Annotated in this window: 21 protein-coding genes; 9 read left to right on the top strand and 12 right to left on the bottom strand. The window is 72.1% G+C overall.

Annotated elements, in window-relative coordinates; all coding sequences use genetic code 11:
- Nucleotides 1–38 precede the first annotated feature (38 nt).
- Nucleotides 39–2615: a bifunctional FO biosynthesis protein CofGH gene (locus tag ACWGE1_RS15175; protein ID WP_453420952.1), complete on the top strand. Its 2577-nt coding sequence runs from the start codon at nucleotides 39–41 to the stop codon at nucleotides 2613–2615.
- 67 nt (nucleotides 2616–2682) lie between these two features.
- Here ACWGE1_RS15175 and ACWGE1_RS15170 read toward each other — a convergent pair whose 3' ends face one another.
- Nucleotides 2683–2964, bottom strand: coding sequence for a hypothetical protein (locus tag ACWGE1_RS15170; protein ID WP_453420951.1), 282 nt, complete (start codon nucleotides 2962–2964; stop codon nucleotides 2683–2685).
- Nucleotides 2965–3537: 573 nt separating this feature from the next.
- On the opposite strand from ACWGE1_RS15170, the gene ACWGE1_RS15165 reads away from it, so the two are divergent.
- Both ACWGE1_RS15165 and ACWGE1_RS15160 read left to right on the top strand, forming a co-directional pair.
- Entirely contained in the window at nucleotides 3538–4656 is a 1119-nt protein-coding gene (locus ACWGE1_RS15165) for an ADP-ribosylglycohydrolase family protein (protein ID WP_453420966.1), read from the top strand.
- A gap of 89 nt (nucleotides 4657–4745) precedes the next feature.
- Nucleotides 4746–5606: a TIGR03619 family F420-dependent LLM class oxidoreductase gene (locus ACWGE1_RS15160; RefSeq protein WP_453420950.1), complete on the top strand. Its 861-nt coding sequence runs from the start codon at nucleotides 4746–4748 to the stop codon at nucleotides 5604–5606.
- A gap of 71 nt (nucleotides 5607–5677) precedes the next feature.
- Here the strand turns inward: ACWGE1_RS15160 and ACWGE1_RS15155 are convergent, their stop codons facing one another.
- Complete coding sequence (locus ACWGE1_RS15155) at nucleotides 5678–9628, bottom strand: hypothetical protein (RefSeq protein ID WP_453420949.1); 3951 nt, start codon at nucleotides 9626–9628, stop codon at nucleotides 5678–5680.
- A gap of 138 nt (nucleotides 9629–9766) precedes the next feature.
- Nucleotides 9767–10189 (bottom strand): ATP-binding protein, encoded by a 423-nt coding sequence (locus tag ACWGE1_RS15150; RefSeq protein WP_453420948.1) that lies wholly within the window; start codon nucleotides 10187–10189, stop codon nucleotides 9767–9769.
- A gap of 129 nt (nucleotides 10190–10318) precedes the next feature.
- Between ACWGE1_RS15150 and ACWGE1_RS15145 the strand changes: the two genes are divergently transcribed.
- The 4 genes from ACWGE1_RS15145 (at nucleotide 10319) to ACWGE1_RS15130 (ending at nucleotide 12616) form a co-directional block, all read left to right on the top strand.
- Nucleotides 10319–11155 (top strand): helix-turn-helix domain-containing protein, encoded by an 837-nt coding sequence (locus ACWGE1_RS15145; protein WP_453420947.1) that lies wholly within the window; start codon nucleotides 10319–10321, stop codon nucleotides 11153–11155.
- Nucleotides 11152–11346 carry a DUF397 domain-containing protein gene (locus ACWGE1_RS15140; protein WP_453420946.1) on the top strand — a complete coding sequence of 65 codons (195 nt, stop codon included), beginning with the start codon at nucleotides 11152–11154 and terminating at the stop codon, nucleotides 11344–11346. Before ACWGE1_RS15145 ends, ACWGE1_RS15140 begins: the two co-directional genes overlap by 4 nt.
- Before the next feature lie 125 nt (nucleotides 11347–11471).
- The gene (locus tag ACWGE1_RS15135) at nucleotides 11472–11714 is read left to right on the top strand and encodes a hypothetical protein (RefSeq protein WP_453420945.1); all 243 of its coding nucleotides are present in this window, start codon (nucleotides 11472–11474) and stop codon (nucleotides 11712–11714) included.
- A gap of 503 nt (nucleotides 11715–12217) precedes the next feature.
- On the top strand, nucleotides 12218–12616 hold the full coding sequence (locus tag ACWGE1_RS15130) for a VOC family protein (RefSeq protein ID WP_453420944.1): 399 nt from the start codon (nucleotides 12218–12220) through the stop codon (nucleotides 12614–12616).
- Here the strand turns inward: ACWGE1_RS15130 and ACWGE1_RS15125 are convergent.
- From ACWGE1_RS15125 to ACWGE1_RS15110, 4 genes are all read right to left on the bottom strand, one after another.
- Nucleotides 12613–12951, bottom strand: coding sequence for a hypothetical protein (locus ACWGE1_RS15125; protein WP_453420943.1), 339 nt, complete (start codon nucleotides 12949–12951; stop codon nucleotides 12613–12615). The two genes, ACWGE1_RS15130 and ACWGE1_RS15125, sit on opposite strands and share 4 nt — an antisense overlap.
- 131 nt (nucleotides 12952–13082) lie before the next feature.
- Nucleotides 13083–13877: a bestrophin-like domain gene (locus tag ACWGE1_RS15120; RefSeq protein ID WP_453420942.1), complete on the bottom strand. Its 795-nt coding sequence runs from the start codon at nucleotides 13875–13877 to the stop codon at nucleotides 13083–13085.
- Between the two features lie 76 nt (nucleotides 13878–13953).
- The gene (locus tag ACWGE1_RS15115) at nucleotides 13954–14244 is read right to left on the bottom strand and encodes a hypothetical protein (protein WP_453420941.1); all 291 of its coding nucleotides are present in this window, start codon (nucleotides 14242–14244) and stop codon (nucleotides 13954–13956) included.
- 169 nt (nucleotides 14245–14413) lie between these two features.
- Nucleotides 14414–15973, bottom strand: a complete 1560-nt coding sequence (locus tag ACWGE1_RS15110; protein ID WP_453420940.1) for an APC family permease — start codon at nucleotides 15971–15973, stop codon at nucleotides 14414–14416.
- A 348-nt stretch (nucleotides 15974–16321) separates the two neighbouring features.
- Here ACWGE1_RS15110 and ACWGE1_RS15105 point away from each other — a divergent pair, with 348 nt between their 5' ends.
- Nucleotides 16322–17410: a DNA alkylation repair protein gene (locus ACWGE1_RS15105; RefSeq protein WP_453420939.1), complete on the top strand. Its 1089-nt coding sequence runs from the start codon at nucleotides 16322–16324 to the stop codon at nucleotides 17408–17410.
- Between the two features lie 54 nt (nucleotides 17411–17464).
- A complete protein-coding gene (locus ACWGE1_RS15100) occupies nucleotides 17465–19282 on the top strand; it encodes a hypothetical protein (protein ID WP_453420938.1) in 1818 nt (605 codons plus the stop codon).
- A gap of 56 nt (nucleotides 19283–19338) precedes the next feature.
- On the opposite strand, the gene ACWGE1_RS15095 is transcribed toward ACWGE1_RS15100, so the two are convergent.
- The 5 genes from ACWGE1_RS15095 to ACWGE1_RS15075 form a co-directional block, all read right to left on the bottom strand.
- On the bottom strand, nucleotides 19339–20811 hold the full coding sequence (locus ACWGE1_RS15095) for an aldehyde dehydrogenase family protein (RefSeq protein WP_453420937.1): 1473 nt from the start codon (nucleotides 20809–20811) through the stop codon (nucleotides 19339–19341).
- The gene (locus ACWGE1_RS15090; protein WP_453420936.1) at nucleotides 20808–22547 is read right to left on the bottom strand and encodes an N-acyl-D-amino-acid deacylase family protein; all 1740 of its coding nucleotides are present in this window, start codon (nucleotides 22545–22547) and stop codon (nucleotides 20808–20810) included. The genes ACWGE1_RS15095 and ACWGE1_RS15090 overlap by 4 nt, the downstream gene beginning before the upstream one ends.
- A 539-nt stretch (nucleotides 22548–23086) precedes the next feature.
- A complete protein-coding gene (locus ACWGE1_RS15085) occupies nucleotides 23087–24208 on the bottom strand; it encodes an LLM class flavin-dependent oxidoreductase (protein ID WP_314250461.1) in 1122 nt (373 codons plus the stop codon).
- Between the two features lie 104 nt (nucleotides 24209–24312).
- Nucleotides 24313–25098, bottom strand: coding sequence for an SDR family NAD(P)-dependent oxidoreductase (locus ACWGE1_RS15080; protein ID WP_453420935.1), 786 nt, complete (start codon nucleotides 25096–25098; stop codon nucleotides 24313–24315).
- A gap of 10 nt (nucleotides 25099–25108) precedes the next feature.
- Nucleotides 25109–26056, bottom strand: coding sequence for an LLM class F420-dependent oxidoreductase (locus ACWGE1_RS15075; protein WP_453420934.1), 948 nt, complete (start codon nucleotides 26054–26056; stop codon nucleotides 25109–25111).
- Nucleotides 26057–26135: the final 79 nt, after the last annotated feature.

Here is a 26135-nt window from a genome sequence, read left to right as displayed (position 1 = left end):
CACACCACCTCCGGAACGTCGGATCGTATGCTCGGCCCATGACCACTCCGAGTGACGCTCCGACCGAAAACGCGATGCGCCGCGCGCTCCGGCGGGCCCGCGACGGCGTCGCGCTCGACGCGACCGAGGCGGCCGTACTCCTCCAGGCGCGCGGCGAGGCCCTCAAGGACCTCGCCGCATCCGCCGCACGAGTAAGGGACGCCGGGCTCGCCGCCGCCGGGCGGCCCGGCGTCATCACGTACTCCCGCAAGGTCTTCATCCCCCTCACCCGCCTCTGCCGCGACAGGTGCCACTACTGCACCTTCGTCACCGTCCCCGGGAAGCTCCGCAAGAGCGGCCACGGGATGTACCTCTCCCCCGACGAGGTCCTCGACATCGCCCGCAAGGGCGCGGCGATGGGCTGCAAGGAAGCACTCTTCACCCTCGGCGACCGCCCCGAGGACCGCTGGCCCGAGGCCCGCGAGTGGCTCGACGCGCACGGCTACGACGACACCCTCGCCTACGTGCGCGCGATGGCGATCCGGGTCCTGGAGGAGACCGGCCTGCTGCCGCACCTCAATCCCGGGGTCATGTCGTGGTCCGACTTCCAGCGGCTCAAGCCGGTCGCACCGAGCATGGGCATGATGCTGGAGACCACCGCCACCCGCCTGTGGTCCGAGCCCGGCGGCCCCCACCACGGCTCCCCCGACAAGGACCCGGCGGTGCGCCTGCGGGTGCTGGAGGACGCGGGCCGCTCCAACGTGCCCTTCACCACCGGCGTGTTGATCGGCATCGGCGAGTCCTACGAGGAGCGGGCCGACGCCTTCTTCGAGCTCCGGCGGATCCAGCGGGCCTACCACGGCATCCAGGAGGTCATCGTCCAGAACTTCCGCGCCAAGCCGGACACCGCCATGCGCGGCATGCCGGACGCGGAACTGGAGGAGCTGGCCGCCGCCATCGCCGTCGCCCGGCACATCCTGGGCCCGAGCGCCCGCATCCAGGCCCCGCCGAACCTGGTGGACGCCGAGTACGCGCTGCTCATCGGCTCGGGCATCGACGACTGGGGCGGGGTCTCGCCGCTGACGCCCGACCACGTCAACCCCGAGCGCCCCTGGCCGCACATCGAGGAGCTGGCCGCGCGCACCGCCGCCGCCGGCTTCGAGCTGCGCGAACGCCTGACCGTCTACCCGGAGTTCCTGCAGCGCGGCGAGCCCTGGCTGGACCCCCGGCTGCTGCCGCACGTACGGGCGCTGGCCGATGCGCAGACCGGGCTGGCCGACGAGGGCGCGCCGGTCGAGGGCAGGCCGTGGCAGGAGCCGGACGAGGGCTTCACGGCGTACGGGCGCACGGATCTGCACACCGCCATCGACGCCGAGGGCCGTACCGGCGACCGCCGCGAGGACTTCGACGAGGTGTACGGCGACTGGGAGGCGCTGCGGGAGGCCGCGGCCCCCGGCATGGTGGCCGAGCGCATCGACACCGACGTACGGGGCGCGCTCGCGCAGGCCGCCGACGATCCGCAGGGGCTGACGGACGCGCAGGCGCTGGCGCTGCTGCACGCGGACGGACCGGCCCTGGACGCGCTGTGCCGCATCGCCGACGACCTGCGCAGGTCGGTCGTGGGCGACGAGGTCACCTACATCGTCACGCGGAACATCAACTTCACCAACGTCTGTTACACCGGCTGCCGCTTCTGCGCCTTCGCGCAGCGCCGCACGGACGCCGACGCCTACACCCTCTCCCTCGACCAGGTCGCCGACCGGGCCGCGCAGGCCTGGGACGTGGGCGCGGTCGAGGTGTGCATGCAGGGCGGGATCCACCCGGACCTGCCCGGGACGGCCTACTTCGACATCGCGCGCGCCGTGAAGCAGCGGGTCCCCGGCATGCACGTGCACGCCTTCTCGCCGATGGAGGTGGTCAACGGGGCGGCCCGCACGGGGATGTCCGTACGGGACTGGCTGACGGCGGCCAAGGAGGCGGGCCTGGACTCGATCCCCGGGACCGCGGCGGAGATCCTGGACGACGAGGTCCGCTGGGTCCTGACCAAGGGCAAGCTGCCGACGGCGGACTGGATCGACGTCGTCACCACCGCGCACGAGCTCGGGATCCGCTCCTCGTCCACGATGATGTACGGGCACGTGGACCAGCCGCGGCACTGGCTCGGCCACTTCCGCACGCTGGCCCGGATCCAGCAGCAGACCGGTGGTTTCACGGAGTTCGTCACGCTCCCGTTCATCCACACCAACGCGCCCGTGTATCTGGCGGGCATCGCCCGGCCCGGCCCGACGGTCCGCGACAACCGGGCGGTGACGGCGATGGCCCGGATCCTGCTGCACCCGCACATCCCCAACATCCAGACGAGTTGGGTGAAGCTGGGGGCGGAGGGCGCGGCCGAGATGCTCCGGTCCGGGGCGAACGACCTGGGCGGGACGCTGATGGAGGAGACCATCTCGCGCATGGCCGGTTCGAGTTACGGCTCGTACAAGTCGGTCCAGGACCTGGTCGCGGTCGCGGAGGCGGCGGGACGGCCGGCGAAGCCCCGTACGACGCTGTACGGGGAGGTGCCGCAGGAGCGGCAGGACGCGGCCCGCGCCTCTGACGGCCACCTGCCGGAGCTGCTGCCCGTACTGGACTGACCGGTGGCGGGCGGGCCCGGCCGGTGTGGCGTCCGGCCGGGTCCGCGCCGTCTCCTCCCGGCGGCGGTCAGCCGACGAGGAGGTCCAGGCCCGTGACCACGGCCCGGCCCTGGGCGCCGCCCTTGGCGACGACCTTGCCGTTCGCCCTGATCTCGACGCGATCGGTGCCGCGGGCCTTCCACCGGAGGGTGAAGGAGCCGTCGGCCCCGGCGGTGACGGTGGCCTCGGTGAACGGGATGGCGGAGCGGTCGCTCCGGTCCCGGCCGGAGGCGGAGGCGAGCGGGGCCGCGACCAGGGAGGCGGTGAGTGCGGTGGCGACGACGGTCGCGGCGAGGAGGGCCTTCTTCATGGCTCCGAGGCTGGGCGGCTGCGGAGAACGTCGGATGAACGAGGCGTGACCGAAAACGACCGGCTCGAAGGCAACTGGCAAAACGTGCCACCCACCAGTTCGCGGCCGGAAGCGTTCGGATTCTGGCCGATCTACGCTCACTTACGCGCCCCTTGGCGGATCACTTCCGGATTCGACCGATCGTGTCCACTACAGTGCGGGTTCGCGTGCGCGGTGGGTACGGGTAGGGGAGCCGGGCATCGAGTGGACTGGTCAGCGGGGGGCGCAGTGCCGGGGACGGACGCAGTGAACGGTACGAACGACACGGGCTCCACGCCGGGCCCCGGCCCGGGCGGGAACCCGGCCGCCGGCGCCCCTGCCATCTCCCTGCACGCCCCCGCCCCCACCGCCCCGGCAGGAGCCCCCGGCCCGGCGGGCTGCCCGGGCGCGAGCCCGGCCGGCGGCGGTCCGGCCGCGTCCGCGCACGGCCCCGGCGCCACCGGCCACGCGGCCACCGCCCCCGCCTCCGGCCCCGTCCGCGGCGGCGGCGCGGGACCCGCCCCCGACAGGGCGAACCGCACCCTCGGCCGGGGCATCGCCACCGGCCTCTGGGGCCGCGTCGAGCAGCAGGACTTCCGCAGCCGGGTCCGCGGCACCCTCCTCGGATCCGCCCTCGGCGACGCCCTGGGCGCCCCCGCCGCCGACCTCTCCCTCGACGCCGTGCGCGAGGCCCACGGCCCGGACGGCCTGACCGGGCCCGCGCCCGCCCACGGGCGCCGCGGCCGGATCACCGCCGCCACCCAGCTCAGCCTCTTCACGGTGGACGGGCTGATCCGGGCCCACGTACGCCGCGACACCGGCGCCTGGCACCCGCCCACCGACATCCACCGCGCGTACCTGCGCTGGGCCGCCACCCAGCACGACTGGGGCCCCGACGAGCGCCGCAAGGACAACGGCTGGCTGGCGCAGGAGGAGTGGCTCTACGCCCGCCGCGCCCCGCACCGCGCCTGCCTGACCGGCTTCGCCGACGACGTCCTCGGCACCCTCGACCAGCCGAAGAACCCCACCGCCCGCGACGCGGCCGCCGCCTCCCGCTCGGCCCCCTTCGGGCTGCTGGTCGGCTGGGAGCCCGCCCTCGTCCTCCAGTTGTCCGTCGAATGCGCAGCGCAGAGCCACGGCCACCCCACCGCCCACCTGTCGGCCGGAGCCATCGCGGTCGTCGTCCACGGCCTGATCCGCGGCGACTCCCTCGACTCCGCCGTGCAGCGCGCCCTCGGCCTGCTCGGCGCCCGCCCCGGGCACCAGCCCGTCACGGACGCCCTCCAGCGCGCCCTGGCCGCGGTCACCCAGGGCTCGCCCGGGCCCGAGGCCGTCGAAGCCCTCTCCCCCGACAGCGACGGGCCCGAGGACGCGGCGGACGCCCTCGCCGTCGCCGTCTACTGCGCCCTGGTCGCCGAGGACGTCCCGCACGGCCTGCGCCTCGCCGTCAACCACGGCGGCGACTCCATCGCCGCCGGCACCCTGTGCGGGGCCCTCCTCGGCGCCCTGCACGGCGAGACCGCCCTTCCGGCGGCCTGGCTCGCCGAGCTCGAGGGCCGCGCCGCGCTGCTGGAACTCGCCGACGACTTCGCGCTGGAGCTGACCCAGGGCCCGTCCCTGCACGGCCCCGCCCTCTCCACCCCGGGCTGGCTGGCCCGCTACCCGCGCGGCTGAACCGGCACCCCGCGACCTGACGCCCCCTCAACATTCGTGGGCCCAGCCCGTACCGTGGCGGGTCCCACGTCTCGGAGGTGCCAGAACACATGCGGATCGCCACGACCATCTTCCTCACCGACCGCACCATCTCCCCCGTTCGACTGGCCCACAGCCTGGAGGAGCGCGGCTTCTCCGGCCTCTACCTCCCCGAGCACACCCACATCCCGGTCGCCCGCGAGACCGCCGCCCCCATGGGCGGCGAACTCCCCGAGATGTACGGACGCACCCTCGACCCCTTCGTCGCCCTCGGCCAGGCCGCCGCCGTCACCGAGCGGCTCCACCTCGGCACCGGCATCACCCTGGTCGCCCAGCACGACCCGATCGGCCTCGCGAAGCAGGTCGCCACCCTGGACCACCTTTCCCACGGCCGTTTCACCCTCGGCATCGGCTACGGCTGGAACGTCGAGGAGGCCGCCGACCACGGCGTCGAGTGGCCCACCCGCCGCGACCTGGTCCGCGACCGGATGGCACTGATGCGCGCCCTGTGGTCCCCCGAGCCCACCGCGTACGTGGGCCAGTACTCCTCCGTCCAGGCCAGCACCGCCCACCCCAAGCCGGTCCAGACCCCGCGCGAACTCGGCCCCGGCGCACCCCTGTACGGCCCGCGCACCCTGATCGGCGGCGCGGCCGGCCCCAAGCTCTTCGCCGCCATCGCCGACCACGCCGACGGCTGGCTCCCCATCGGCGGTGGCGGCCTCACCGAGTCCCTGCCCGTACTGCGCCGGATCTGGGAGACCGCCGGACGCGACCCCAAGACCCTCCAGGTGGTCCCGTACGCCGTGCACCCCAGCCCGGGAAAGCTGGCCCACTACGCCGACCTCGGCATCGAGGAGGTCGTCCTCCAGCTCCCCTCGGCCACGAAGCCGGAAGTCCTGCGCACGCTGGACGCGTTCGCCCAGTACCTCTGACCGGGCCGAAAAGACGGAGGGGCCCGTCCGATCGATGGATCGGACGGGCCCCTCGCCGTTTCGCCGGCCGGTCAGCCGGTGAAGTAGCCGTTCAGATCCGCGATCACGTCGACGGGTCCGTACGGGCTGTAGAAGCTCACCCGGCCGTCGATGACGGGGACGACGACCAGATTCGAAATGGTCTGCCCGCTGCGGAAGTTGAGGTTCGACACGTTCGGTCGCGCCACTCCGTGCGGGTAGACGATCAGGAAGCTGTCCGAGGCGGGTGCGGTGACGGTGACGTTGAGGACGACGGCCGTCACGCCGGTCGCCGGTACTCCCTCGACGCCCGCCACCTTGAGGTTGACGGTCTCGCCACTGCCCGCCGGCGCGGGGTGGCCCCCGATGGCGGTGCGGGTGTCGAGGAGCCGTACCGGCGGGGCCGCGGCGAAGGTGGATCCGGTGGCCGAGTAGTAGCCGGTGACATCGGCGACCAGGTCCACGGAACCGGCGTGGTTGCGCAGGTCGACCTTCCCGTTGACCACCGGGACGGTGACCAGGTTCGGGACGATCTGCCCGGCGGTGAAGTTGAGGTTCGAGACCCCGGGGACCGCCTGCCCGTTGGGGTAGACGGTGACGAAGCCGGCCTCGGTCGGGCTGACGGCGGTGACGTTCATGACGACGGCCGTCACACCGGTGGCCGGTACGCCCTTCACGCCCGCGACCTGGAGCGTGACGACCCCGCCCGCCCCGACCCGGGCCTTCGGCGCCCCGACGCCCTCACGGGTGTCCAGGAACCGGGACGGCGTGAGGGGGGTCAGCGCCGAGCCGGGGCCCTTGTCCGTGTAGTAGCCGGTGACATCGGCGACCAGGTCGACGGATCCCGCGTGGTTGCGCAGGTCGACCTTGCCGTTGACGACGGCGACGGTCACCAGGTTGGGCACGATCTGCCCGGCACTGAAGTTGATGTTCGACACGGTGGGCTGGGGCCGGCCGTTCGGGTAGACCATGACGTGCCCGGCCGCGGTCGGGCCGACGGCGGTGACGTTCATGACCACGGCCGTCACACCGGTGGCCGGTACGCCCTTCACGCCCGCGACCTGGAGCGTGACCACCCCGCCCGCCCCGACCCGGGCCTTCGGCGCCCCGACGCCCTCACGGGTGTCCAGGAACCGCGACGGACCGATCGGCACGAACCTGCCCTTGCCCGTGGTGTCCTCGGGGGTGACCGTGTACGCCTTGGGGAGGTAGCCCTGGGAGGGCACTCCCGCGGTGTACCCGACGCCGTCGAGCACCACGTCGTACTGGCCGGGCTCCAGGCCCCTGGTGTCCACCTGGACGGTCAGCGCGGTGCGGTCGTCGGTGACGGAGACCGGGGTCAGTACCGGCTGCTTGTCGCTCCCGGCACGAACCAGCTTCAGCCGGGTGTTCAGGGTGAGCGAGGTACCTCGGACAACGGCCTGGGTCTGCGTGTTCACCGCGCTGGTGTCGGGGCCGATCGAGGCGGGCGCCTCGATGTCCGGGGCGTAGCACCGGCCGCAGACCGCCCGCACGCTGTAGACGGTCGGTGTCGGGGTCCGGTCGGCGCTCAGCATCAGGAGCGCCCGGGAGGGCTCGGCCTCGGGGTCCGCCTCGCACTCGGCGCTGAACAAGTCCCATCGCTGACTGCAGGAGTACCGGGGGCTGTCGCTGCCCCACTCGCTGCCGCTGTGCAGACTCAGCGCGGGAGGGGGCGTGTTCTTGGCGGAAGGGTTCCTGATGCCGGTGACGTAGAAGGACTCGCCGGGCTTCATGTCGACCACGGCGCAATGGGCGGTCGAGGTCTCGGAGAGCACACCGTTGCGCAGCGGGAAGCCGTCGACGGAGATCGGGTTGGCCGTGCACTCGGGCGCCCAGCCGCCGGCCGTGCCCACCTTCCAGATGTCCATGGCGCTGTGGATGGGCTGGTCCCACGGGCCGTGGGGGGTCAGGACCGCCTTGTACGAGGTCGAGCCGGTCACCTTGCACGGAAGACTGCTCGCCTGTTGGCAGAGCAGCTTGCCGTCCGCATCGACGACCGTCAGCCACGTGGAGGTGCTGTCCTTCAGGTATCGGCCGGGCATGCGGTCGCCCAGCCAGTACTTGTCGGTTGCGGCGCCGCTGATCTGCAGGCAGCGTGCGTCCAGGGGCGAACCGAGCACGACGGGAGTGGACGGGCCGCCGACCTTGGTGGGCGCCGTGGCCGTGCAGGCAGCTGCCGACGAGACGTCCCGCCGGGCCAGCTTGACGGAGTACCACCCGTTGCTCGCCAGCAGCGCGGTGTAGGCCACCCCGGGAGTGAGCCGGCAGACGAGGGGGGCACTCCCCCTGCACGCCACGGTGCCCGAGGCGTCGACCAGCTGGATCCCGCTCGACCGCCGGTTGTCGGAATCGACGAAGTCCATGATCTCGGCGGTGGAGTGCTGGTCGGCCGGGATGCTCAGGCAGGTCACCTGGTTCGAGGGGACCTGGACACCCGCGGAACCGTCGAAACCGGTCCGCGGCCATGCGGCACAGCCGGCGTGCTCCCCGGTTCGGTGGACAGCCAGTCCGTAGGACGTGGCCGGAGTGCCGCTGAGCACCGCGCGGAACGGGGCCGTGCCGGTCAGCCTGCAGGGTACGGCCGTGTCGCCATTGGAGCCGTCCAGTTCGCACTGCCGCCCGCCCACGGCGTCGTGGACCACGACGCGCAGCCCGTTGGGGGCGAGGCGGTTGATCAGGTACACGCCCTGGCCCGTGGCCGTCGGCAGGGTGAGGCAGAGCTTCTGCCCGGGCCCGCCGAAGGCGACGTTGACAGGACCGGCCACCATTGCGTTGTCGTGGGTCGCGGTGCAGCCACGGACCTCCTTGACCGAGTGGAAGGCCATGCCGAACGGGGAGCTGTCCAGCACCTGGGTGTGGTTCGCCCAGGTGTAGTCACCGGCTGCCAGGTCGCAGGCCCCGTACGCGCAGTCGTTGCCGACGAGCGTTCCGTCCGAGGAGAGCAAGTGCCCCAGGGGCGCGTAGTGGTCCTTGGTGACGACGGGACCGAAGGTGTACCGGGCGGACTCCGTGGCCCGCAGCACGCGGCACGGCACCGTGGAGCTCAGGTCCGGCGACGTGCCGAACGCCTGGGGCTCCACCACGGGGCACCCTTCCGGCTTGGAGAGCCGGGCGAAGGTGAGCTGGTGGGGAAGCTCCACGCCGTTGGTCGCCGTGGTCACGACCCGGAAGGGCGCCACGCCCGTGAGCCTGCAGTCGAGGTTCTCGCTGCCTTGCTGGTAACAGAGCTTGTTCCCGGCGCCGTCGTAGACACCCGTGAACACGTGGGGCGTATGGGCGCGCACGCGCAGCATGTCGTTCGCGGCAAGGGCCAGGGTGTAGCAGTCACCCGCGGAGGCGAGCGGCACCACCGGTGCCTGGAAGACGGTCGGGGCGCCGAGCCTGCTGTCGGCTGCGCCCACGGTCTTGCAGGTGGTGGCGGAGAGCAGCGCGAGGTAGGAGACCGACAGGTCGCTGCGGACGTCCTCGAGGTTGGTGAACTGCAGCGAATACGTCCCCGCCCGGCTCGTCGGGCAGTGGGCGACGCCGTCGACGGGCCGGCAGCCGACCTCGGTGCCGTCCGGCGCGAGCAGCTTGGTGGACACCCGCGATTGGGTCGTGACGGCCTGGTAGCGGACCATGTCCTGCTGCTGCGGCAGGGTCAGCGAGAAGGAGACGCTCTTGCCCGCGTCGACCCCGCACCTGACGATCGCCTGCGGCGCCAGGTCCGCGGGGCAGGCCGCGGCCACCTGGCTCTTCTGCAGTGCACGCACCGCGGCCTCGCGGTCGGCCCCGGGATCCGTCTTCGAGGACGCCGTGGACGGCGCCTGCGGGCCTGCCTTCGCGGCCCCCTGCTGCGGCGAAGCGGCAGCGGTCGGCCCGGACGGCGCCGCGAGCGCGGTACCGGCCGCCTGGCCGGTGAGCGAGGCCAGCAGGGCCAGCACCAGGGCCCCCGGGGCGAGGATGTTCCCCCGCCCGTGTCTGCTCCGCATTCTTCTGCCCATGGGCAGCAATCTCATGAACCCCCCAGTTCAACAGCGCCCGGGCCTTGTGACCATCACAGCCGTACGGGCAGGCGGAGCTTATCCGGCGGTTACACGCGGCACGACGGGGGACCGGCACAGCGGCGTCGGACGCGTCCGTCACCACCCCAGCTCGGCCCAGACCGTCTTGCCGATGAGCCGGTCCGTGACCCCCCAGTCGGCGGCGACGGCGTCCACGATACGCAGCCCGTAGCCGCCTTCCGCCTGGTAGATGTGCGGCTGTACGGCGGGGCGCCGGTCCCGCCGGGCGTCGGAGACCTCGACGCGCAGGATCCCTTCCAGCAGCGTCAGTTTGAGCTCGAAGTCCCGCCCGGGAACCCGTCCGTGGGCCACGGCGTTGGCGGCGAGCTCGGCCACGAGGAGTCCGGCGTCCGCGGAGAGCGCGGTGGACTCCGGGATGCCCCAGTCGTGCAGTTCGACGAGGGCCATCTGGCGGGCGAGGCGGGCGCCGCGGCGGGTGGAACTGAAACGCTGAGTGAACACGCGTACGAGGGTCCGGGCGGGGCCGGAAGGTGCGGTCATGGCGCCAACATCCCGCCCGACCAGGCTCGTTCAACACAACCCGGACTCGTACAAACCAACTGTACGAGTCCACTTCCTGGACAGTGGGAGTCACCGTGCGTGAGGCTTCCTGTCGGGGAGGTGACCGCCATGGTGAGTGCCGACGACAGCGGTGACGGCGAGGTCGAACCGGATGACACCCTGCGCAGCTTCGGCGAGACGGTCAAGGCATCCCGCAGGCGCGCCGGCCTGACGCAGGAGCAACTGGCCCCGCTGATCAGCTACTCGGTCCAGTACGTCGGCTCGGTCGAGCAGGGCCGCCGCCATCCGTCCCGGAAGTTCATCAGCAAGACCGAAGCCGTGCTGGACACCTTCGGTGTGATCGACATCGCGGCGAAGCGGCTGTCCCGCCGACAGGGGCTGGCGTCCTGGTTCCGGCGGTGGGCGGAGCTGGAGGAGGGCGCCGTCATCCTCAATACCTACGAGTGCCGGTCGGTTCCGGGGCTGCTGCAGCCGGAGGCCTACGCACGGGCCCTGGTGGACGCCGTCCTGCCGCCACCCACCGCCGAGGAGGTAGAGGAGCGCATCGCGGCCCGGCTGGAGCGACAGCAACTCCTGTTCCGCACGCCGTACACGGTCTTCAGTTTCATCATCGACGAGGCCGTGATCCTGAGGCAGACCGGCGGACCGGAGGTGACCCGCCGGCTGATCGACCACCTGCTGGAGTGCGGGCAACTCCCCAATGTGGACCTGCAGATCATGCCGCTCGTCAGCCCGGAACACGCGGGCCTCGGCGGCCCCTTCTGCCTGCTCGAAACCCAGGACCACGAGTGGGTGGGCTACAGCGAGGGCCAGCAGTCGGGCCGCGTACTGAATGACCCGAAAGACCTCAGTCTCCTTCACCTGCGGTATGCCAAACTTCGCATCCAGGCCCTCAATCCTGCGGACAGCAGGGCCCTGTTGATGCGAATGCGAGGATCCCTGTGAACAGCTCCCAGCTGCGGTGGTTCAAGAGCAGTTACAGCAGCGGCGACGGCGACAACTGTGTCGAGGTCGCCTCCTGCGCGGACGCCGTCCACGTGCGGGACTCCAAGGTGACGGCCGGCCCCGAGCTGGCCGTCACGACGGCGAGCTGGGGCGCGTTCCTGGCCGGGGTCACGGCAGGCTCGGGCTCCTGACACACATGGGGTCACAGAGGGTGACCGCCATTGGGGTGAAACACCGTTTCCCGTGAACTCTCCGTGATGTTGAGCTGGTCGCGTGCCGTCTGTCCGGCGCGTCATCGGATTCTTAGGAGAGTGTCATGCGTATTCGCTCTGCCCTGACGGCGTCTGTCCTCGCTGCCGGCATCCTGCTGGGCGGCGCCGGCGCGGCCCTGGCCAACGACGGCGTCGACATCGACTACTTCTCCGGCGGCCACAAGGCCTTCGGCTCGAACTGCTCGTCGTTCGCGGGCGTTCCGGCGAAGATCGGCCCCCTGTACGCCTCGAACTGCGAGGTCGAGGGCGAGAAGGAATGGGTTGAGGCTCACCACCTGGGCGCCTGACGACCGGTGCTCGCCGGCCGGGGCCCCGTCAGAAGGGCCCCGGCCGGTGAGCCGGCCGTCGCGTCGCCGGACCACCGCCCGCTCGGGTCAGGGATGGCAGCAGGGTTCGGGCGGGCGGGGCCGCGGTCGGCGGTCGCGTGGGATCGGGCCCGCAGACCTGGAACAAGGGCTGAACGGCTCCCTGGAGACCTCGTGCGGCCCTGCCGCTCCCCCCGTGAAAGCAGCATGCAACCGGTCGCCCGGAGCCGTTCAGCGGGATCAATCCTAGGCGGGCACCGCTCGCCCGGAGAAATGCATTTCCGCAGGTCAGACTCTATTTGGCCAATACTCGCCCACCGGCAGCAGGCATGGGGAACGGCCGTCCGCCCCGCTCCCGCACAGCCGGAACGCGTACCCCGGCAGCAAGCGGAATCTGCGCACCCGGGCCGCGCGGCCAATACCGGCCAAGTCTGCCCGTGCGCTCGGACCACTCCGGACCGGTGGGCTTCCGTACCCTTCCGATCATGATCGATTCACGTACCCATGTCCGCGTCGCCCGGCCCTCCCTCGACCTCGCGGCCGCCGAGCGGTTCTACGTCGACGGACTCGGGCTGGAAGTCCAGTGGCGGAGCGCCGAGAGCGTGCCCGGCGAGCACGACCTGCTGATGGTCGGACCGGCCGGCGGCGGCTGGCACTTCGAGCTCACCCGTGACGCCTCGAACCCGGTCCTGCCCGCCCCCACCGTCGACGACCTGTTCGTGGTCTACCTCGGCGAGGCCCCCGACGAGGCGCTCGTCCGGCGGCTGGTCGAGCACGGCGGGACACGGGTGGCCGCCCACAATCCGTACTGGGACGAGTGGGGCGTCACCGTCGCCGACCCCGACGGCTACCGGCTGGTGCTCTGTTCCCGCACGTGGGGTTAGGACGCCGTACGGGAGAGGGCGACGGCGGCCGTCCGGCCGGTGTCCGGCGGCGACGGGGTCTCTTCCGGCGATGCCTTGGCCATGCCGGTGCTCGTCCAGAGGTGTTTGAACACCGACCACAGGCGTTGGCCGGATCCCCCGCCCTCACCGAGGATGCCGCCCCGCTCCTCGGCGGCGGGGCGTTTCGTGGCCGTGGCGGAGTGGGTGTTCGGCGGCTTCTCGATGGTCGCGGAGGCGCCGCGGCCGGAGGAGACGGCCACGACGACCAGGGCGGCCAGAGCCAGGGTGGCGACAGCGGTGAACAGGACGACGCGTCGGATGCCGGTGCGGGCCATGGGAGGCTCCTCGGGGCTGGAGGGACAGGGAGAACCGTCTCTCCAGTCAGCCCCGGCGCGCGCATCGCGTCACGTCGCGGACGTTCGGGACTTGACAGGCCCCGGGCCCGTCGGAGCGGGCCGGGGACCCGTCAGCCGGCCGCCCAGAACTGCGCCAGGGCAGCCTCCTTGTAGGGCTCGGGGGTCACGCTGAGGTCCCCCGCGAAGGGCCGGTCCAGTGCCACCACCAGGAGCAGACTGAAGCCGATCAGCCCGGCCACCGCCGATACGAAGAGCAGCTGCATCTTCAGGCTGCGCAGCCCGAACAGGAAGGTGAGCGGGACGATCACGAGCGCGCCGCCGTACACCAGCACCTGGAGCAGGACCGGGAGGGAGGTCTCGGCCATCGCGATGCGCGCCCGGCGCTGGGCGGCGACGTCGTTGAGGCGCGAGACCGCTTCGGCGTAGAAGGTCTCGGCGCGGGCGCCCTGCGGTTCGTACGCCTGGAGCGCCGCGTACAGGGCGCGCGTCTGCGCCGCGGTCGCCTCGTAGCTCGGCTCCCCCTGGCGCATCAGCGGCCACTGGACCTCGACGACGGCGTGCGCGTACGCGCCGACCGCCTCGTTGATCCTCGCGCGGTCGGCCGGCGGGAAGGCGTCGGCGCTGCGCACGACGAGGGCCAGGTCGGTGGCCTCGCTGGCGACGATGCTCTGCGTGGTCTCCACCTGGGTCCACAGGGTGACGACGACGAAGGCGAGGATGATGCCGTAGATCGCGCCGAACATGCCGAGCGCGACCCCGACCATCTCGTTGTGGTCGCCGCCCGCCAGGTGCGGGAAGCGGCGGCGGGCGGCCACGCTCCCGGCCACGGCCAGGGCGGTGAGGCCGCCGACCAGGAGGACGGCGATGACGAAGGTGCTGAGGTGGTTGAGCAGCCAAAGGATCATGCGCTGCTCAACGAGCGCCGCCGTCGGAGATCCCGGCCTCCCGGTCGCCGATCGGCTCGTACCGGTGCTCCCCGGGTCACTCGACCTTCGGGGGCCTGGGGAGGCCGGCCGCCAGGGCCGAGCCGGCGCCCTTGAGGGAGGAGTCCGTGGCCCGGGTCGCGGATCCGGCCGCCGAGGTGGTCACGCCCACCGCCGTCCTGGTGTCGTCCACGGCCTGGGTCGGGTGGTCGACGATGTCGACGACGCGGCCGGCGACCGGGGGCGCCTGGACGGCCGGCTCGTCGGCGTGCGCGGCGACGGGGGTGAGTGCGAGGGCGGCGCCACCGGAGACGACGAGGGCGGCGAGGCTGCGCTTCAAGGCATTCATGCCCCGCCCAACGACCCCGACGCACCCCGGGTCACCGCCCGCGCCCCACTCGGGCCGGGAATCGGCGCGCAGCGCCCGGGGCCCGGAACGCCCGGGGCCCCGGATCGGGGGAATCGATCCGGGGCCGTGGGCATGACTCAGCGGGTGGGGCGGGGGCGCGCGGGGAGGGTCAGTCCTCGACCACCAGGGCCGGGGTGGACTTCGTCAGGACCTCGCCGCGGAAGAAGGCCGGGCTGCGGCGCTCGGTGACGAACATGATCACCAGGCCGAGGGCCAGCAGGCCGACGCCGATGATGAAGACGCTGCCGACGCCGAGGACGGTGGAGCCTGAGCCGTAGGCCGGGTCCCACATGTCGAAGAGGGTCTTGCAGAAGACCGCGGCCAGCAGCAGCCCGCCCAGGACCGGGAAGACGCCCTTGAAGAACAGGTCGCGGGAGGAGCGGCGCAGCTCGCCGCGGAAGTACCAGGCGCAGGCGAAGGCGGTCAGCGAGTAGTAGAAGCAGATCATCAGGCCGAGCGCGAAGATCGTGTCGGTCAGGACGTTCTCGCTGACCAGGGTCATGACCGTGTAGAAGACGCCGGTCGCGACGCCCGCCATGACGGTGGCGCGGCCCGGGGTCTTGAAGCGCGGGTGGACCTTGGCGTAGGAGGGCGGCAGGGCCTCGTACGTCGACATGGCGAGGACCGTGCGGGCCACCGGGATGAAGGTGGTCTGCAGGGACGCGGCGGCGGAGGCCAGGACGGCCACGAAGAGCAGGATGCCGAGGACCGGGCCCATGACGGGGCCGGCGAGGGCCGCGAAGACGTTGTCGGAGGTCTCCTCGTTGGCGAGGCCGAGGCCCTCGCCGCCGGAGCCGACGGCCATCTGGGCGGCGATGCCGGTGGCCAGGTAGGAGCCGACCAGGACGATCATCGCGATGAGCGAGGCGCGGCCGGGGGTCTTCGTGGAGCCGGTGGTCTCCTCGTTGGTGGCCAGGCACGCGTCCCAGCCCCAGTACATGAAGATCGAGAGCGAGAGTCCGGCGGTGAAGGCCGCCATGGACTCGACCGCGAAGGGGTTCATCCAGGACCAGGAGAAGTCCAGGCCGGTGTCGAAGGTGCCGGCGGAGGCCTTCTGGAAGGCCATCGCGACGAAGACGGCGAGCACGACGAGCTGGAGGCCGACCAGGGCGTACTGGACGCCCTTGGTGGCGGTCATGCCGCGGTAGCTGATGGCGGTCGCGACGGCGATCAGGGTGAGGCAGGTGGCGATGTGGACGAGCTTGTTGTCGTCCAGGGCGGCGATCGACGCGTTGTTCGTGATCTCGCCGGCCAGCAGCCAGAAGTACGAGGTGGCGACGCCCGCGAGGTTGGAGAGCACGATGATCGTGGCGATCACCAGGCCCCAGCCGCACATCCAGCCGATCCGCGGGCCGAAGGCCTTGACGGTCCAGGTGAAGGAGGTGCCGCAGTCCGGCATGGCCTTGTTGAGCTCGCGGTAGGCGAAGGCCACCAGGAGCATCGGGAGGAAGCCGGCGAGGAAGATCGCGGGCATCTGCATGCCGACCTCACCGGCGGTGGAGCCGAGGGTCGAGGTCAGGCAGTAGACGGGGGCGACGGTGGAGATGCCGATGACGGCGCTTCCGACCAGTCCGACGGACCCCTTGCCGAGGCCCTTGCCGCGAACGTCGCCCTCGGCGACGCCGCTTACCGTGTCTCCGGCCTGAGGCCGAACGTCCAGCTGAGTCATGGGTCAGGACGTTAGATGGTGCGTATTCCACATATGGACGATTGAAGTCCGGAACCAATGAGCCCTGAATGCCTTGGAATCCTGAGACCAGGACAGTTCACAAGCACTTAATACAAGGTTCATCTCCGGGTGCGCCCACGCTTCAGCAGGCTCGACCAGGAGGCTTTCGGCATGCGGAAACCGCAGCCATGCCCGTTTTGGGCGTTTTCAAACTTTCCCTCGTGACTTTGCGGTGACCAGTGGTAACAGGGGTCCGGACGGGTTTGCCGCGGACATCACCACATGGGATCCGAGAGCTCGGACGCCATGAGCTCCCTGGACCGGGGCGCCATCCGCAAGACTGGGCCCATGCCCACGGCCGATGAGCTCCTCAGCGCGGACACCGTCACCACCCTGGCCCGGCTGCTCGCCCGCGCGGGCGGCCGCCGGTCCGCGCCGGCCCTGCGCGCCCGCGCCGGCGCCCTCGACGGACTGAGCTACAGCGGCCGCGTCACCGCCGTCCGCGACGCCGTGCTCGACGACCTTCCCGCCGAATGGCCCGCCTTCGAGGCCGTCGTGCGCACCGCCCTCGCCGACCCCGCCTTCGCGGGGTGGATGACCTTCCCCGTCAACGAGGCCGTAGCCGTCCGCGGGCTGGAGGTGTTCGAGCCCGGGCTGGCCCTGCTGCACGACCTCACCTCCCGGCTCACCGCGGAATCCGCCGTACGGCCCTTCCTGCGCGCCGACCCGGCCCGCGCCCTGGCCGTCGTACAGGAATGGACGGCCGACCCGGACCCGCACGTGCGCCGCCTCGCCAGCGAGGGCACCCGGCCCCGGCTGCCGTGGGCGCCGCAGCTGCCCGCCTTCGTCGCCGACCCGCGGCCGGCCCTGCCGGTGCTGGACGCCCTCTACCGCGACACGTCCGAATACGTCCGCCGCTCCGTCTCCAACCACCTCAACGACATCAGCCGCGACCACCCCGAGCTCGCCGTCGAGACCGCGGCCCGCTGGCTGGCCGGGCCCGGGGCCACGACGGACCGCGTCGTACGGCACGGGCTGCGCACCCTGATCAAGGCCGGCCGGCCCGAGGCACTGACCCTGCTCGGCCACTTCCCCGACGTGCCGGTCACCGTGAGCGGCCCCGTCGTCGCCGTCCCGCGGGTCGCCGTCGGCGAGTACCTCGTCTTCGACTGGGCGGTGACCAACACCGGCCCCCTCGCTGCGCAGCTGGTCGTCGACTACGTCGTGCACCACGCGAAGGCCAACGGAACCCGCACCCCCAAGGTGTTCAAACTCGTCACCCGCGCGCTGGCCCCCGGCGAAACCCTCGGCGGCACCAAGCGGCACTCCTTCAAGCCGATCACCACCCGCCGCTACCACTCGGGCGAGCACCTGGTGCAGCTCCAGATCAACGGACGGGTCCGCGGCGAGGCCGCATTTTCGCTGGACGCGTCCTGACCCCGCCTGACACCCTCTCGGCATGACCTACGGAATCGAGTCCCACCCCGCCCGATGAGCGTCCGCGACGAGCGCGAGCCGCTCGCCCCCCGGACGACGTCCCTGTACGACTACGCCCTCTTCCGCCATGGCATCGAGCCGGACGGCCAAGTCCCGAGCGAGGGTTATCCCTTGCCCGACGGATCCCCGCCGGAGCCTTCCGGCAAGGGTCTGACCTGGAAAAAGACCCATTCGACAGTGGCGGCCGCACTGTTGCCGCCACTGGCCGACCCCGATCCGGTACGCGCCGCCGAAGCCGTCCACCGCCGGGTCGCCGACCTGCTGATGCCCCACCACATCCTGCACGGGCACGCCGCACGGCTCTTCCCGGCGGACGAGGACGCGGCCCGGCGGACCGCCCGGCAGCTGATCCGCACCGGCACCTCCGCCGCCGCCGTCGGCGTCGGCATGGCCCTGCTGAACCGTCTCGGCGAGGCCGAGGACGTGCCGTACCTGAAGGCCCTCGGCATGCTGCAGGGCCTCGGTTCCCCCGCGGCCGCAGCGCTCGACCGGCTCGACCGGCAGGCATCCGCCCTGCTGATCCTGAGCGGCCGGACCCGCTCCGACCGGCTGAAACCCCTGCGCGCGGCCGCCGCCGCAGGTGACGCCCGGGGCACCCGGACCGCCCTGCTCACCCTGGGGCAGGGGCCGCCCGCGGGCTCGCCCCGCCGGGTCGCCGAGGCCGCCGACCTCCACGGCCTGCTGCGCGCCCACCCCGAGGACGACGCGGAACTGATCTCCACAGCACTCCGGCTACTGCACTCGATGTCCCGGCAGCTGGACCACCGGGCCGACATCCTGGACTACGGGCCGGCCGTGGCCGTGTACGAGAGGGTGCTCGCGGCGGCGGACCGGCTGCCCCCGACCCTCGCCCACCACACGCTGCTCCTCTCGACCGCCCTCGACCTGCACAGCGGTCCCGCCGCACTCCTCGATTGGGGTCCCGGGCGCCGGGAGACCCTGCTCGACGGGCTGGACCGGCTACTGGCCGGGGCCCCGTGGACCGCGGTGCGGGCGGACGTCGGAGAGGGCGCCGAGGTGCGCCGGGCGGACTGGATCCGGCGCAACGCGCGTCTGCCCTTCACCCGTACGGCTGCGGTGGGCCCGCTCCCCCGCTGGGAAGTGGCCGTCGTCCACACCACCGCGGCGACGTCCGCCGTCGAGACCCGGATCCTGGTGGACGGACTCCCGCTGCTGCCCGCGCTGTTCGAAGTGGGACCCTGCATCCGGCCGGAGCTGCTGCTCGACAACGGCCGCCTGCGCGCCGGACCGCAGCCGCGGGAGGTACGGCTCGCCGCGGCCTACTGTGCCGAGAGCTGCTGCGGCGCCCTGTACGTGACGATCCGCCGGGAGGGCACGGAGGTGGTGTGGGACGGCTGGCGCGGGGCGGCGCTCCCGCAGCCGCCCGCGTACCGCTTCGACGCGGCCGCGTACGACGCCGAGCTCGAACGCGCCGAAGGGGACCACTCCTGGTGCTGGCCCGCCCGAGGTACGGCGCGGCTGATCGAGGCCGGGCTGCGGGATCGGCCGGACCTGCTGAGCCGGTGGGACATCGATCGGTGCTGGGCCATCACCGACTGGCGCGAGCCGGAGAAGACTCTGATCCGGTTCGCGTTCGCACCCCCGGGCCGCGCCGAGGACCCGCAGGAGGGCAGGCCCGTGCGGCTTTTCTTCGAGTGGCCCCTGCCGTACGACGACGGCAGCCCGCCGCAGGACCGCGCGGCGGCCGTGCTGGAGCAGTTCGCGGTGTCCGACCCGAAGGGGTTCGCCCGCCTTCACGAGGGCAGCCGCGCACTAGCCGAGTCCCTCGGCTACAACTGGCCGCAGGACTGAGGGGTGTCCGTGTCCGGCCGGGGACGCGCCCCGGCCGGACACGGACGACCACCGCCTCAGCCCGTCCAGACGATCGACTGCATCTCGCTGTAGGCGTGCAGCGCGTACGAGCCCACGTCACGGCCCACCCCGCTGCGCCTGAAGCCGCCGAACGGCGCCTCCATGTTCCGGCCGATGGTGTTCACACCCACTCCGCCCGCCCGCAGCCGCCGCGCCACGCGGAACGCGCGGGCCGAATCCGCCGACCACACGTAGCTCAGCAGCCCGAAGTCGCTGTCGTTGGCCAGCGCGACGGCCTCGTCCTCGCCCCCGTCGAAGGGGACGACCACCACCACCGGGCCGAAGATCTCCTCGCGGACCACCCGCATGTCGTTCGTGCAGTCCACCAGCAGCGTCGGGGCCACGTAGAAGCCGCGGCCGTCACCGACCACCGGGCGCTCGCCGCCGTACGCGATCCGCGCCCCCTCCTTCTTCCCCAGCTCGATGTACGACTCCACGCGGTCCCGGTGCGCCGCCGAGATCACCGGGCCGACCACCGTCCCGGCCGCCGCCGGGTCGCCGACCTTCATGAAGGCCAGGTAGCCGGTGAGCTTCTCGATCAGCTGCCCGTACACCGACCGGTGCACGATCACCCGGGTCGGGGCCGTGCAGATCTGCCCGGAGTAGAAGGAGAAGGTCGTCCCGATCCCCATCACCGCCGCGTCCAGGTCCGCGTCCTGCAGGACGATCGCCGCGCCCTTGCCGCCCAGCTCCATCAGCTGCCGCTTCATGGACCGGCCGCAGACCTCCGCGATGCGCTGCCCGACCGCCGTGGAACCGGTGAAGGACACCATGTCCACGTACGGGGAATCCACCGCGGCCTCGCCGACCTCCACCGACCGGCCGTTCACCACGTTCACCACGCCCGCCGGCACCCCGGCCTCGTGCAGGGCGTCCGCCATCCTGAACACCGACAGCGGGTCCTGCGGCGCCGGCTTGACCACCACCGTGTTGCCCATGGCCAGGGCCGGGGCCACCTTGCCCGCCGGGTTCGCCCACGGGTTGTTGTAGGAGGTGATGCAGGTGACCACTCCGACCGGCTGGCGGACCTCCAGCGCGCCCAGGATGCTCGCCCGCCCCATCGGGCCGGCCTCGGTGACCTGCGGCGGCAGCCCCTTCTCCACCGGCTCCAGGGCGCCCTTGGCGTACCGCCGGAAGCGGGCCACCCCGACGCCGACCTGCATGCCGCGGGCGATCCCGGTGGGTGCGCCCGTCTCCGCCTGCGCGAGCGCCGTCCACGGCTCGAACTCCCGCTGCATGATGTCCGCGGCCCGGTCCAGGATCGCGGCCCGCGCCTCGGGCGTCGTACGGGACCAGCTCACGAAGGCCTCCGCCGCGGCGCGGGCCGCGTCGGCGACCTGCTCGCGCGATGCCTCGGGGGCGAGCCCGACCACCGACTCGTCCGCCGGGTTGACCACCTCGTAGTGGCCGCCCGCGGGCTCCACCCACTCTCCGCCGATGTAGAGCCGCTGCGCCCGGGCGTCCGTCATCGGGTGCTCACCGTCCTCGTGTCCCGGCCCGAGCGGAGCACGATCCCGGGGATCGCCCCCGTGACCTCGTCGTCGCGGATGGTCTCCACGCCGTTGACCCGTACCGAGACGATGCCGATGGCCCGAGCGTCCAGCCGCGGGCTGTCCCCGGGCAGGTCGTGGACCAGGGTCGCCGGGCCGGCCTCGATGCGCTCCGGGTCGAAGAGGACCAGGTCCGCGTGGAAGCCCTCGACGAGGCGGCCGCGCTCGCGCAGCCCGAACAGCCGGGCCGGGTCGTCGGTGAGCATCCGGACCGCCTGCTCCAGCGGCACCAGCTTGCGGCCGCGCAGACAGTCCCCGAGGAAACGGGTCGTGTACGGGGCCCCGCACATCCGGTCCAGGTGGGCTCCGGCGTCGGAGCCGCCGAGCATGACGTCCTCGTGCTGCCAGGTCTCGGCGCGCAGCGTCCAGCTCGCCGGATCGTTGTCGGTGGGCATCGGCCAGAGCACGGTGCGCAGGTCGTCGTTGGCGCAGATCTCCACCAGGCACTGGAAGGGGTCCTGGCCGCGCTCGGCGGCGATGTCGTTCACGACCCGCCCGGAGAGGCCCTCGTTCTCCTTGCTGTACGTGTCGCCGATGACGTAGCGGCCGAAGTGGGCGAGGCGGCGGAAGACACCGGCCTCCTTGCTGTCGGCGCGGCGCAGCATCTCGGCGCGTACGCCCGCGTCACGGAGCTTCGCGATCCGCTCGGGGACGGGCAGGCCGAGGATCTCGCCCCAGCCGGGGATCAGGTTGAGCGCGCAGAAGGTCCCCAGCGACATGTTCATGGGGGTGAGGATCGGCATGGTCAGCGCGACGATCCGGCCGCCGGCCCTGCGGGCGCGTTCGCTGGGGATCAGCTGGCGCGGGACCCGTTCGGGGACGGAGGCGTCGATGGTGAGGACGTTCCAGTTCAGGGGCCGGCCGGCCGCGGCGCTCATCTCCACGAACAGGTCGATCTCGTCGTCCGAGAACTGGTCGAGGCAGCCGGCGACGATCGCCTCCAGCTGGGTGCCCTCGTGCTCGGCGACCGCCTTCGAGAGGGCCAGCAGCTCGGCGGGCCGGGCGTGGCGGGAGGCCACGGGGGCGCCGGACCCGTCGGAGTGCGTGGAGGACTGGGTGGTGGACAGGCCCCAGGCGCCGGCGTTCATGGCGTCGTGGAAGAGGTCGAGCATCTGCTGCATCTGCTCGGGGGTGGGCTGGCCGCCGACGGCGTCCTCGCCCATGACGTGGCGGCGCAGGGCGCAGTGGCCGACCATGAACCCGGCGTTGACGGCGATCCGGCCCTCCAGGGCGTCGAGGTACTCGCCGAAGGTGGACCAGGTCCAGTCGACGCCCTCCTCCAGGGCCTTGAGGGCCATGCCCTCGACCTTGCTCATCATGCGGCGGGTGTAGTCGGCGTCCTCGGGGCGGTCAGGGTGCAGCGGCGCCAGGGTGAAGCCGCAGTTGCCGCCGGCGACGGTGGTCACGCCGTGGTTCATGGAGGGCGTGGCGTACGGGTCCCAGAACAGCTGGGCGTCGTAGTGCGTGTGGGGGTCGATGAAGCCGGGGGTGAGGACCAGCCCGGTGGCGTCCTCACTGGTGCGGGCCTCTTCGGTGACGGTGCCGGGTGCGGCTATCGCCGCGATCCGGCCGTCGCGTATCCCCACGTCTGCGACGCGGGCGGGAGCGCCGGTGCCGTCCACGACGGTCGCGCCCTTGATCAGGTGGTCGAGCATGACGTCCCTTCTCCGTTGCGTTGCGTTGCGTGCGGCGCGGCCGAGTCCCGTCTGCCGTGGGCGGGATCGGCCTGTGGGGGCGGTGCCCCGCCTGCCGACCGTCTGCCGTGGGCGGGATCGGCCTGTGGGGGCGGTGCCCCGCCGGAATGTCTCCTCGTCCTCGCGCCTGCGGGCACCTCGTGATGCGGAGGGTGGTTGCGCGCTCGTCCTGCGGGGACACTCCGCCGTGTCCCCGCCCCCACTCCCTCCGTCCCGACCCCGGGGCGGGGCATGGCAGGCGCGGGGGGAGCGGGGGCGTTCCGGGGCGTCCCCGCAGGACGAGCGCGCAACCACCCCGCACTGCGGCAGGTGCCCGCAGGCGCGAGGACGAGGAGACGCCCCGGAGGGACCCCGCGGACCGACCCGGACGAACAGAACCCCGCGCCCCGGCCGGTGGCCGCCCGGCCGGGGCAGGGTTCGGGACGGCGGTCCGGGAAGACGCCGTCCCCGTTCGTGCGCCCGCCGGGCAGACGGCCCGCCGGGGCGAGCCGCCCGCCGGGTCAGGCCGCCTGACGGAAGCGGGTCGTGCGGTGGACCGGGTCCGTGTCGATGTGCGGGATCACGTGTTCGCCGATCAGCTTGATCGTCGTCATCGTGTCCTCGGGCGAGACACCGGTCGGCAGACCGAAGGACAGCTGGTCGGCGCCGGCCTGCTCCCAGCGCTTGCACTGCGCGCGGACCTCCGACGGGTCACCGCAGATCAGTAGTTCCTCGGCGATCAGCAGCTCGATGATCTCCGCGTTGTACTCCGGGAGGGTCTCGGGCCACTGCGGGATCGCCTCGGGCCGCGGGAAGGTGTCGTGGTAGCGGAAGACCAGCGACTGGAAGCGGTTCATGTTGGCGTTGACGGCGATCTCGACGGCCTTGTCGTGGGTCTCGGCGCAGATCGCGGTCGAGGTGACCATGACGTTGTCGTTGACGAAGGCGCCGATGGCCTTCGCCTCCCGGATGGCCGTCTTGTACTGGTCGAGGACCCACTCCATGTCGGAGACCTTCTGCACGCTGAAGCCCAGCACGCCGAGGCCCTTCTTCGCCGCCATCGCGTAGGAGGACGGGGACCCGGCGGCGTACCACATGGCCGGGTGGGCCTTCCCGTACGGCTTGGGGAAGACCTTGCGCGGCGGCAGGGACCAGTGCTTGCCCTGGAACCCCTCGTATTCCTCCTGGAGGAACATCTTGGGGAACTCCGCGATGGTCTCCTCCCAGATCTCCTTGGTGCCGTTCATGTCCTCGATGCCCGGCAGGAAGCCGAGGATCTCGTGACTGCCCGCGCCGCGGCCGGTGCCGAATTCGAAGCGGCCCTTGGAGAGGTGGTCGAGCATGGCGACCTTCTCGGCCACCTTGACCGGGTGGTTCACCGGGGCGAGCGGGTTGAAGATGCCGGAGCCGAGGTGGATGCGCTCGGTGGCGTGGGCGAGGTACCCGAGGAACACCTCGTTCGCCGACAGGTGCGAGTACTCCTCCAGGAAGTGGTGCTCGGAGGCCCAGGCGTATTTGAAGCCGGACTTGTCCGCCTGTATGACGTACTCGGTCTCCTCGATCAGCGCCTTGTGCTCTGCCTCGGGGTCGACCTTGGACCGCGCCTCAGGCACGTATCCCTGCACAAAGAGCCCGAATTCCAAGGGGTTCACCGTCCTTTGGTTTCTGACGTTGCGTCAGATTTGATGTCTCGACTGTTCCATCGCCGGGGCGGCAGCGTCAATAGCTGACGCTCCATCAGATACCGCTACAGGATGCTGACGCCCGCCATCCAGCCGCCGTCGATCACGAACGGCTGGCCGGTGATGTACGAGGAGTCCTCTGCCGTCAGGAAGAGCGCCAGCTTCGCGATCTCCTCCGGCTGCCCCACCCGCCCCATCGGGACCACCCGCTTGTAGAGCTCGGCCATCGCGTCCCTGGCCTCGTCGGTCATGTTCGCCGGGTCCAGCAGGCCCGGGTTGGCCATCGGGGTGTCCACTGCGCCCGGGCACATCGCGTTGACCCGGATGCCCTTGCCCGCGAGCTCCAGCGCAGCCACCCGGGTGAGGCCGAGGATCGCCGCCTTGGTGGCGGCGTAGGTGCCGACGTACGCCATGCCCGTCAGGCCCGTGTACGAGGAGGTGTTGACGATGGTGCCGCCGCCGGCCGCCTCGATCTCGGGGGCCACCGTCTTGATCCCGAGGAAGGCGCCCACCTGGTTGACCTGGACCACCTGCTGGAACTCCTCCAGCGGGGTCGCGGTCAGCTCGTTGAAGCGCAGGATGCCCGCGTTGTTGACCAGGCCGTCGACCGGGCCGAAGGCCTCCTTCGCGACGGCGATCGCGGCCTCCCAGTCCTCCTCGCGGCTCACGTCCATCCGCACGTAGCGCGCCCGGTCCTCGCCGATGTCCTTGGCCACCGCCGCGCCCTGCTCGTCCAGCACGTCCCCGAGGAGCACCCTGGCCCCCTCGGCGGCGAAGAGCCGGGCCTCCTGCTCGCCCTGGCCGCGCGCCGCGCCGGTGATGATGACGACGCGCCCCTCCAGCTTGCCCATACCTGTGCTCCTAGTCATTGAGGAGGGGGCCCACCTCGGCCCCGAAAGCGGTGATCTGGTCCACGAGTTCGGCGCGGTCGCGGCTGCGGAAGCGGACCTGGATCTGGTCCACGCCCAGCGCCCGGTACTCCCGCAGGGACTCGGCGAGCGCCTCCGCCTTGCCGGTGAGGGTGCGGCGGCCGGTGTCCCAGCCGGGCTCGCCGACGTACAGTGCCTCGGTGATCGCGCCCACCTCGAAGGGGCCGCTCGCCCCCGCCCCGGCGCGCAGTTCCGCGATACGGGCGATCTGCGCCGGGAGCCGGTCGCGCGGGTCGCCCTGCGGGAGCCAGCCGTCCCCGCGGACCGCGGCGCGGCGCACGGCGGCGGGCGAGGAGCCGCCGACCCAGACGGGGATCCGCTCCTGGACGGGCCGGGGCAGCTGGCCGAGGTCCTTGAAGGAGAACAGCTCGCCCTCGAACTCCGGGTACTCCTCGGGCCCCAGCGCCGACCGCAGCGCGTCGAGGGTCTCGTCGAGGACGGCCCCGCGGCGCGCGAAGTCCACTCCGAGGATCTCGAACTCCTCCTGCACGTGCCCGGCGCCGACACCGAGGATCAGCCGGCCGCCGGAGAGGTGGTCGAGGGTGGCGTACTGCTTGGCGCTGATCAGCGGGTGGCGCAGGCCGAGGATCGCGACGTGGCTCAGCAGCCGCACCTTCTCGGTGATGCCGGCGAGGAAGGACAGGGTCGCCACCGGGTCGTACCAGACGGTGCTCATGGGGCCGGCGAGCCGCCGCGGGACGGCCACGTGGTCGCAGGTGGCCACGTACCCGAAACCGGCCCGGTCGGCGGCCCGCGCGATCCCGGCGAGATCGGCGGCGGTGGCCGAGGCCTCCCAGGGCTCGGCGTAGATGGTGCTCTGCGACTGGACCGGGAGCTGCATCCCGTAGACCAGCCGACCTTCCGGAAACACGCGCGCCATGGCGGACCCGCCTCGCCTTCGTCTGCCGATTCGTCATATCGGTGCCGGGCCATCGTGGTACCTGACGGGCCGTCAGACA

Source organism: Streptomyces sp. NPDC054932 (assembly GCF_053610205.1).
Note: the sequence above shows the minus strand (reverse complement) of the source record. Positions and strands in the feature narration are given on the sequence as shown.

What these genes read in the sequence shown, in the direction of transcription:
- ACWGE1_RS15080 (WP_453420935.1), bottom strand. Translation starts at nt 25,098, where the DNA reads ATGGGCAAGCTGGAGGGGCGCGTCGTCATCATCACCGGCGCGGCGCGC.
- ACWGE1_RS15090 (WP_453420936.1), bottom strand. Translation starts at nt 22,547, where the DNA reads ATGCTCGACCACCTGATCAAGGGCGCGACCGTCGTGGACGGCACCGGC.
- ACWGE1_RS15135 (WP_453420945.1), top strand. Translation starts at nt 11,472, where the DNA reads ATGCGTATTCGCTCTGCCCTGACGGCGTCTGTCCTCGCTGCCGGCATC.
- ACWGE1_RS15170 (WP_453420951.1), bottom strand. Translation starts at nt 2,964, where the DNA reads ATGAAGAAGGCCCTCCTCGCCGCGACCGTCGTCGCCACCGCACTCACC.
- ACWGE1_RS15110 (WP_453420940.1), bottom strand. Translation starts at nt 15,973, where the DNA reads ATGACTCAGCTGGACGTTCGGCCTCAGGCCGGAGACACGGTAAGCGGC.
- ACWGE1_RS15100 (WP_453420938.1), top strand. Translation starts at nt 17,465, where the DNA reads ATGAGCGTCCGCGACGAGCGCGAGCCGCTCGCCCCCCGGACGACGTCC.
- ACWGE1_RS15115 (WP_453420941.1), bottom strand. Translation starts at nt 14,244, where the DNA reads ATGAATGCCTTGAAGCGCAGCCTCGCCGCCCTCGTCGTCTCCGGTGGC.
- ACWGE1_RS15175 (WP_453420952.1), top strand. Translation starts at nt 39, where the DNA reads ATGACCACTCCGAGTGACGCTCCGACCGAAAACGCGATGCGCCGCGCG.
- ACWGE1_RS15125 (WP_453420943.1), bottom strand. Translation starts at nt 12,951, where the DNA reads ATGGCCCGCACCGGCATCCGACGCGTCGTCCTGTTCACCGCTGTCGCC.
- ACWGE1_RS15160 (WP_453420950.1), top strand. Translation starts at nt 4,746, where the DNA reads ATGCGGATCGCCACGACCATCTTCCTCACCGACCGCACCATCTCCCCC.
- ACWGE1_RS15105 (WP_453420939.1), top strand. Translation starts at nt 16,322, where the DNA reads ATGCCCACGGCCGATGAGCTCCTCAGCGCGGACACCGTCACCACCCTG.
- ACWGE1_RS15095 (WP_453420937.1), bottom strand. Translation starts at nt 20,811, where the DNA reads ATGACGGACGCCCGGGCGCAGCGGCTCTACATCGGCGGAGAGTGGGTG.
- ACWGE1_RS15145 (WP_453420947.1), top strand. Translation starts at nt 10,319, where the DNA reads ATGGTGAGTGCCGACGACAGCGGTGACGGCGAGGTCGAACCGGATGAC.
- ACWGE1_RS15075 (WP_453420934.1), bottom strand. Translation starts at nt 26,056, where the DNA reads ATGGCGCGCGTGTTTCCGGAAGGTCGGCTGGTCTACGGGATGCAGCTC.
- ACWGE1_RS15120 (WP_453420942.1), bottom strand. Translation starts at nt 13,877, where the DNA reads ATGATCCTTTGGCTGCTCAACCACCTCAGCACCTTCGTCATCGCCGTC.
- ACWGE1_RS15150 (WP_453420948.1), bottom strand. Translation starts at nt 10,189, where the DNA reads ATGACCGCACCTTCCGGCCCCGCCCGGACCCTCGTACGCGTGTTCACT.
- ACWGE1_RS15155 (WP_453420949.1), bottom strand. Translation starts at nt 9,628, where the DNA reads ATGGGCAGAAGAATGCGGAGCAGACACGGGCGGGGGAACATCCTCGCC.
- ACWGE1_RS15130 (WP_453420944.1), top strand. Translation starts at nt 12,218, where the DNA reads ATGATCGATTCACGTACCCATGTCCGCGTCGCCCGGCCCTCCCTCGAC.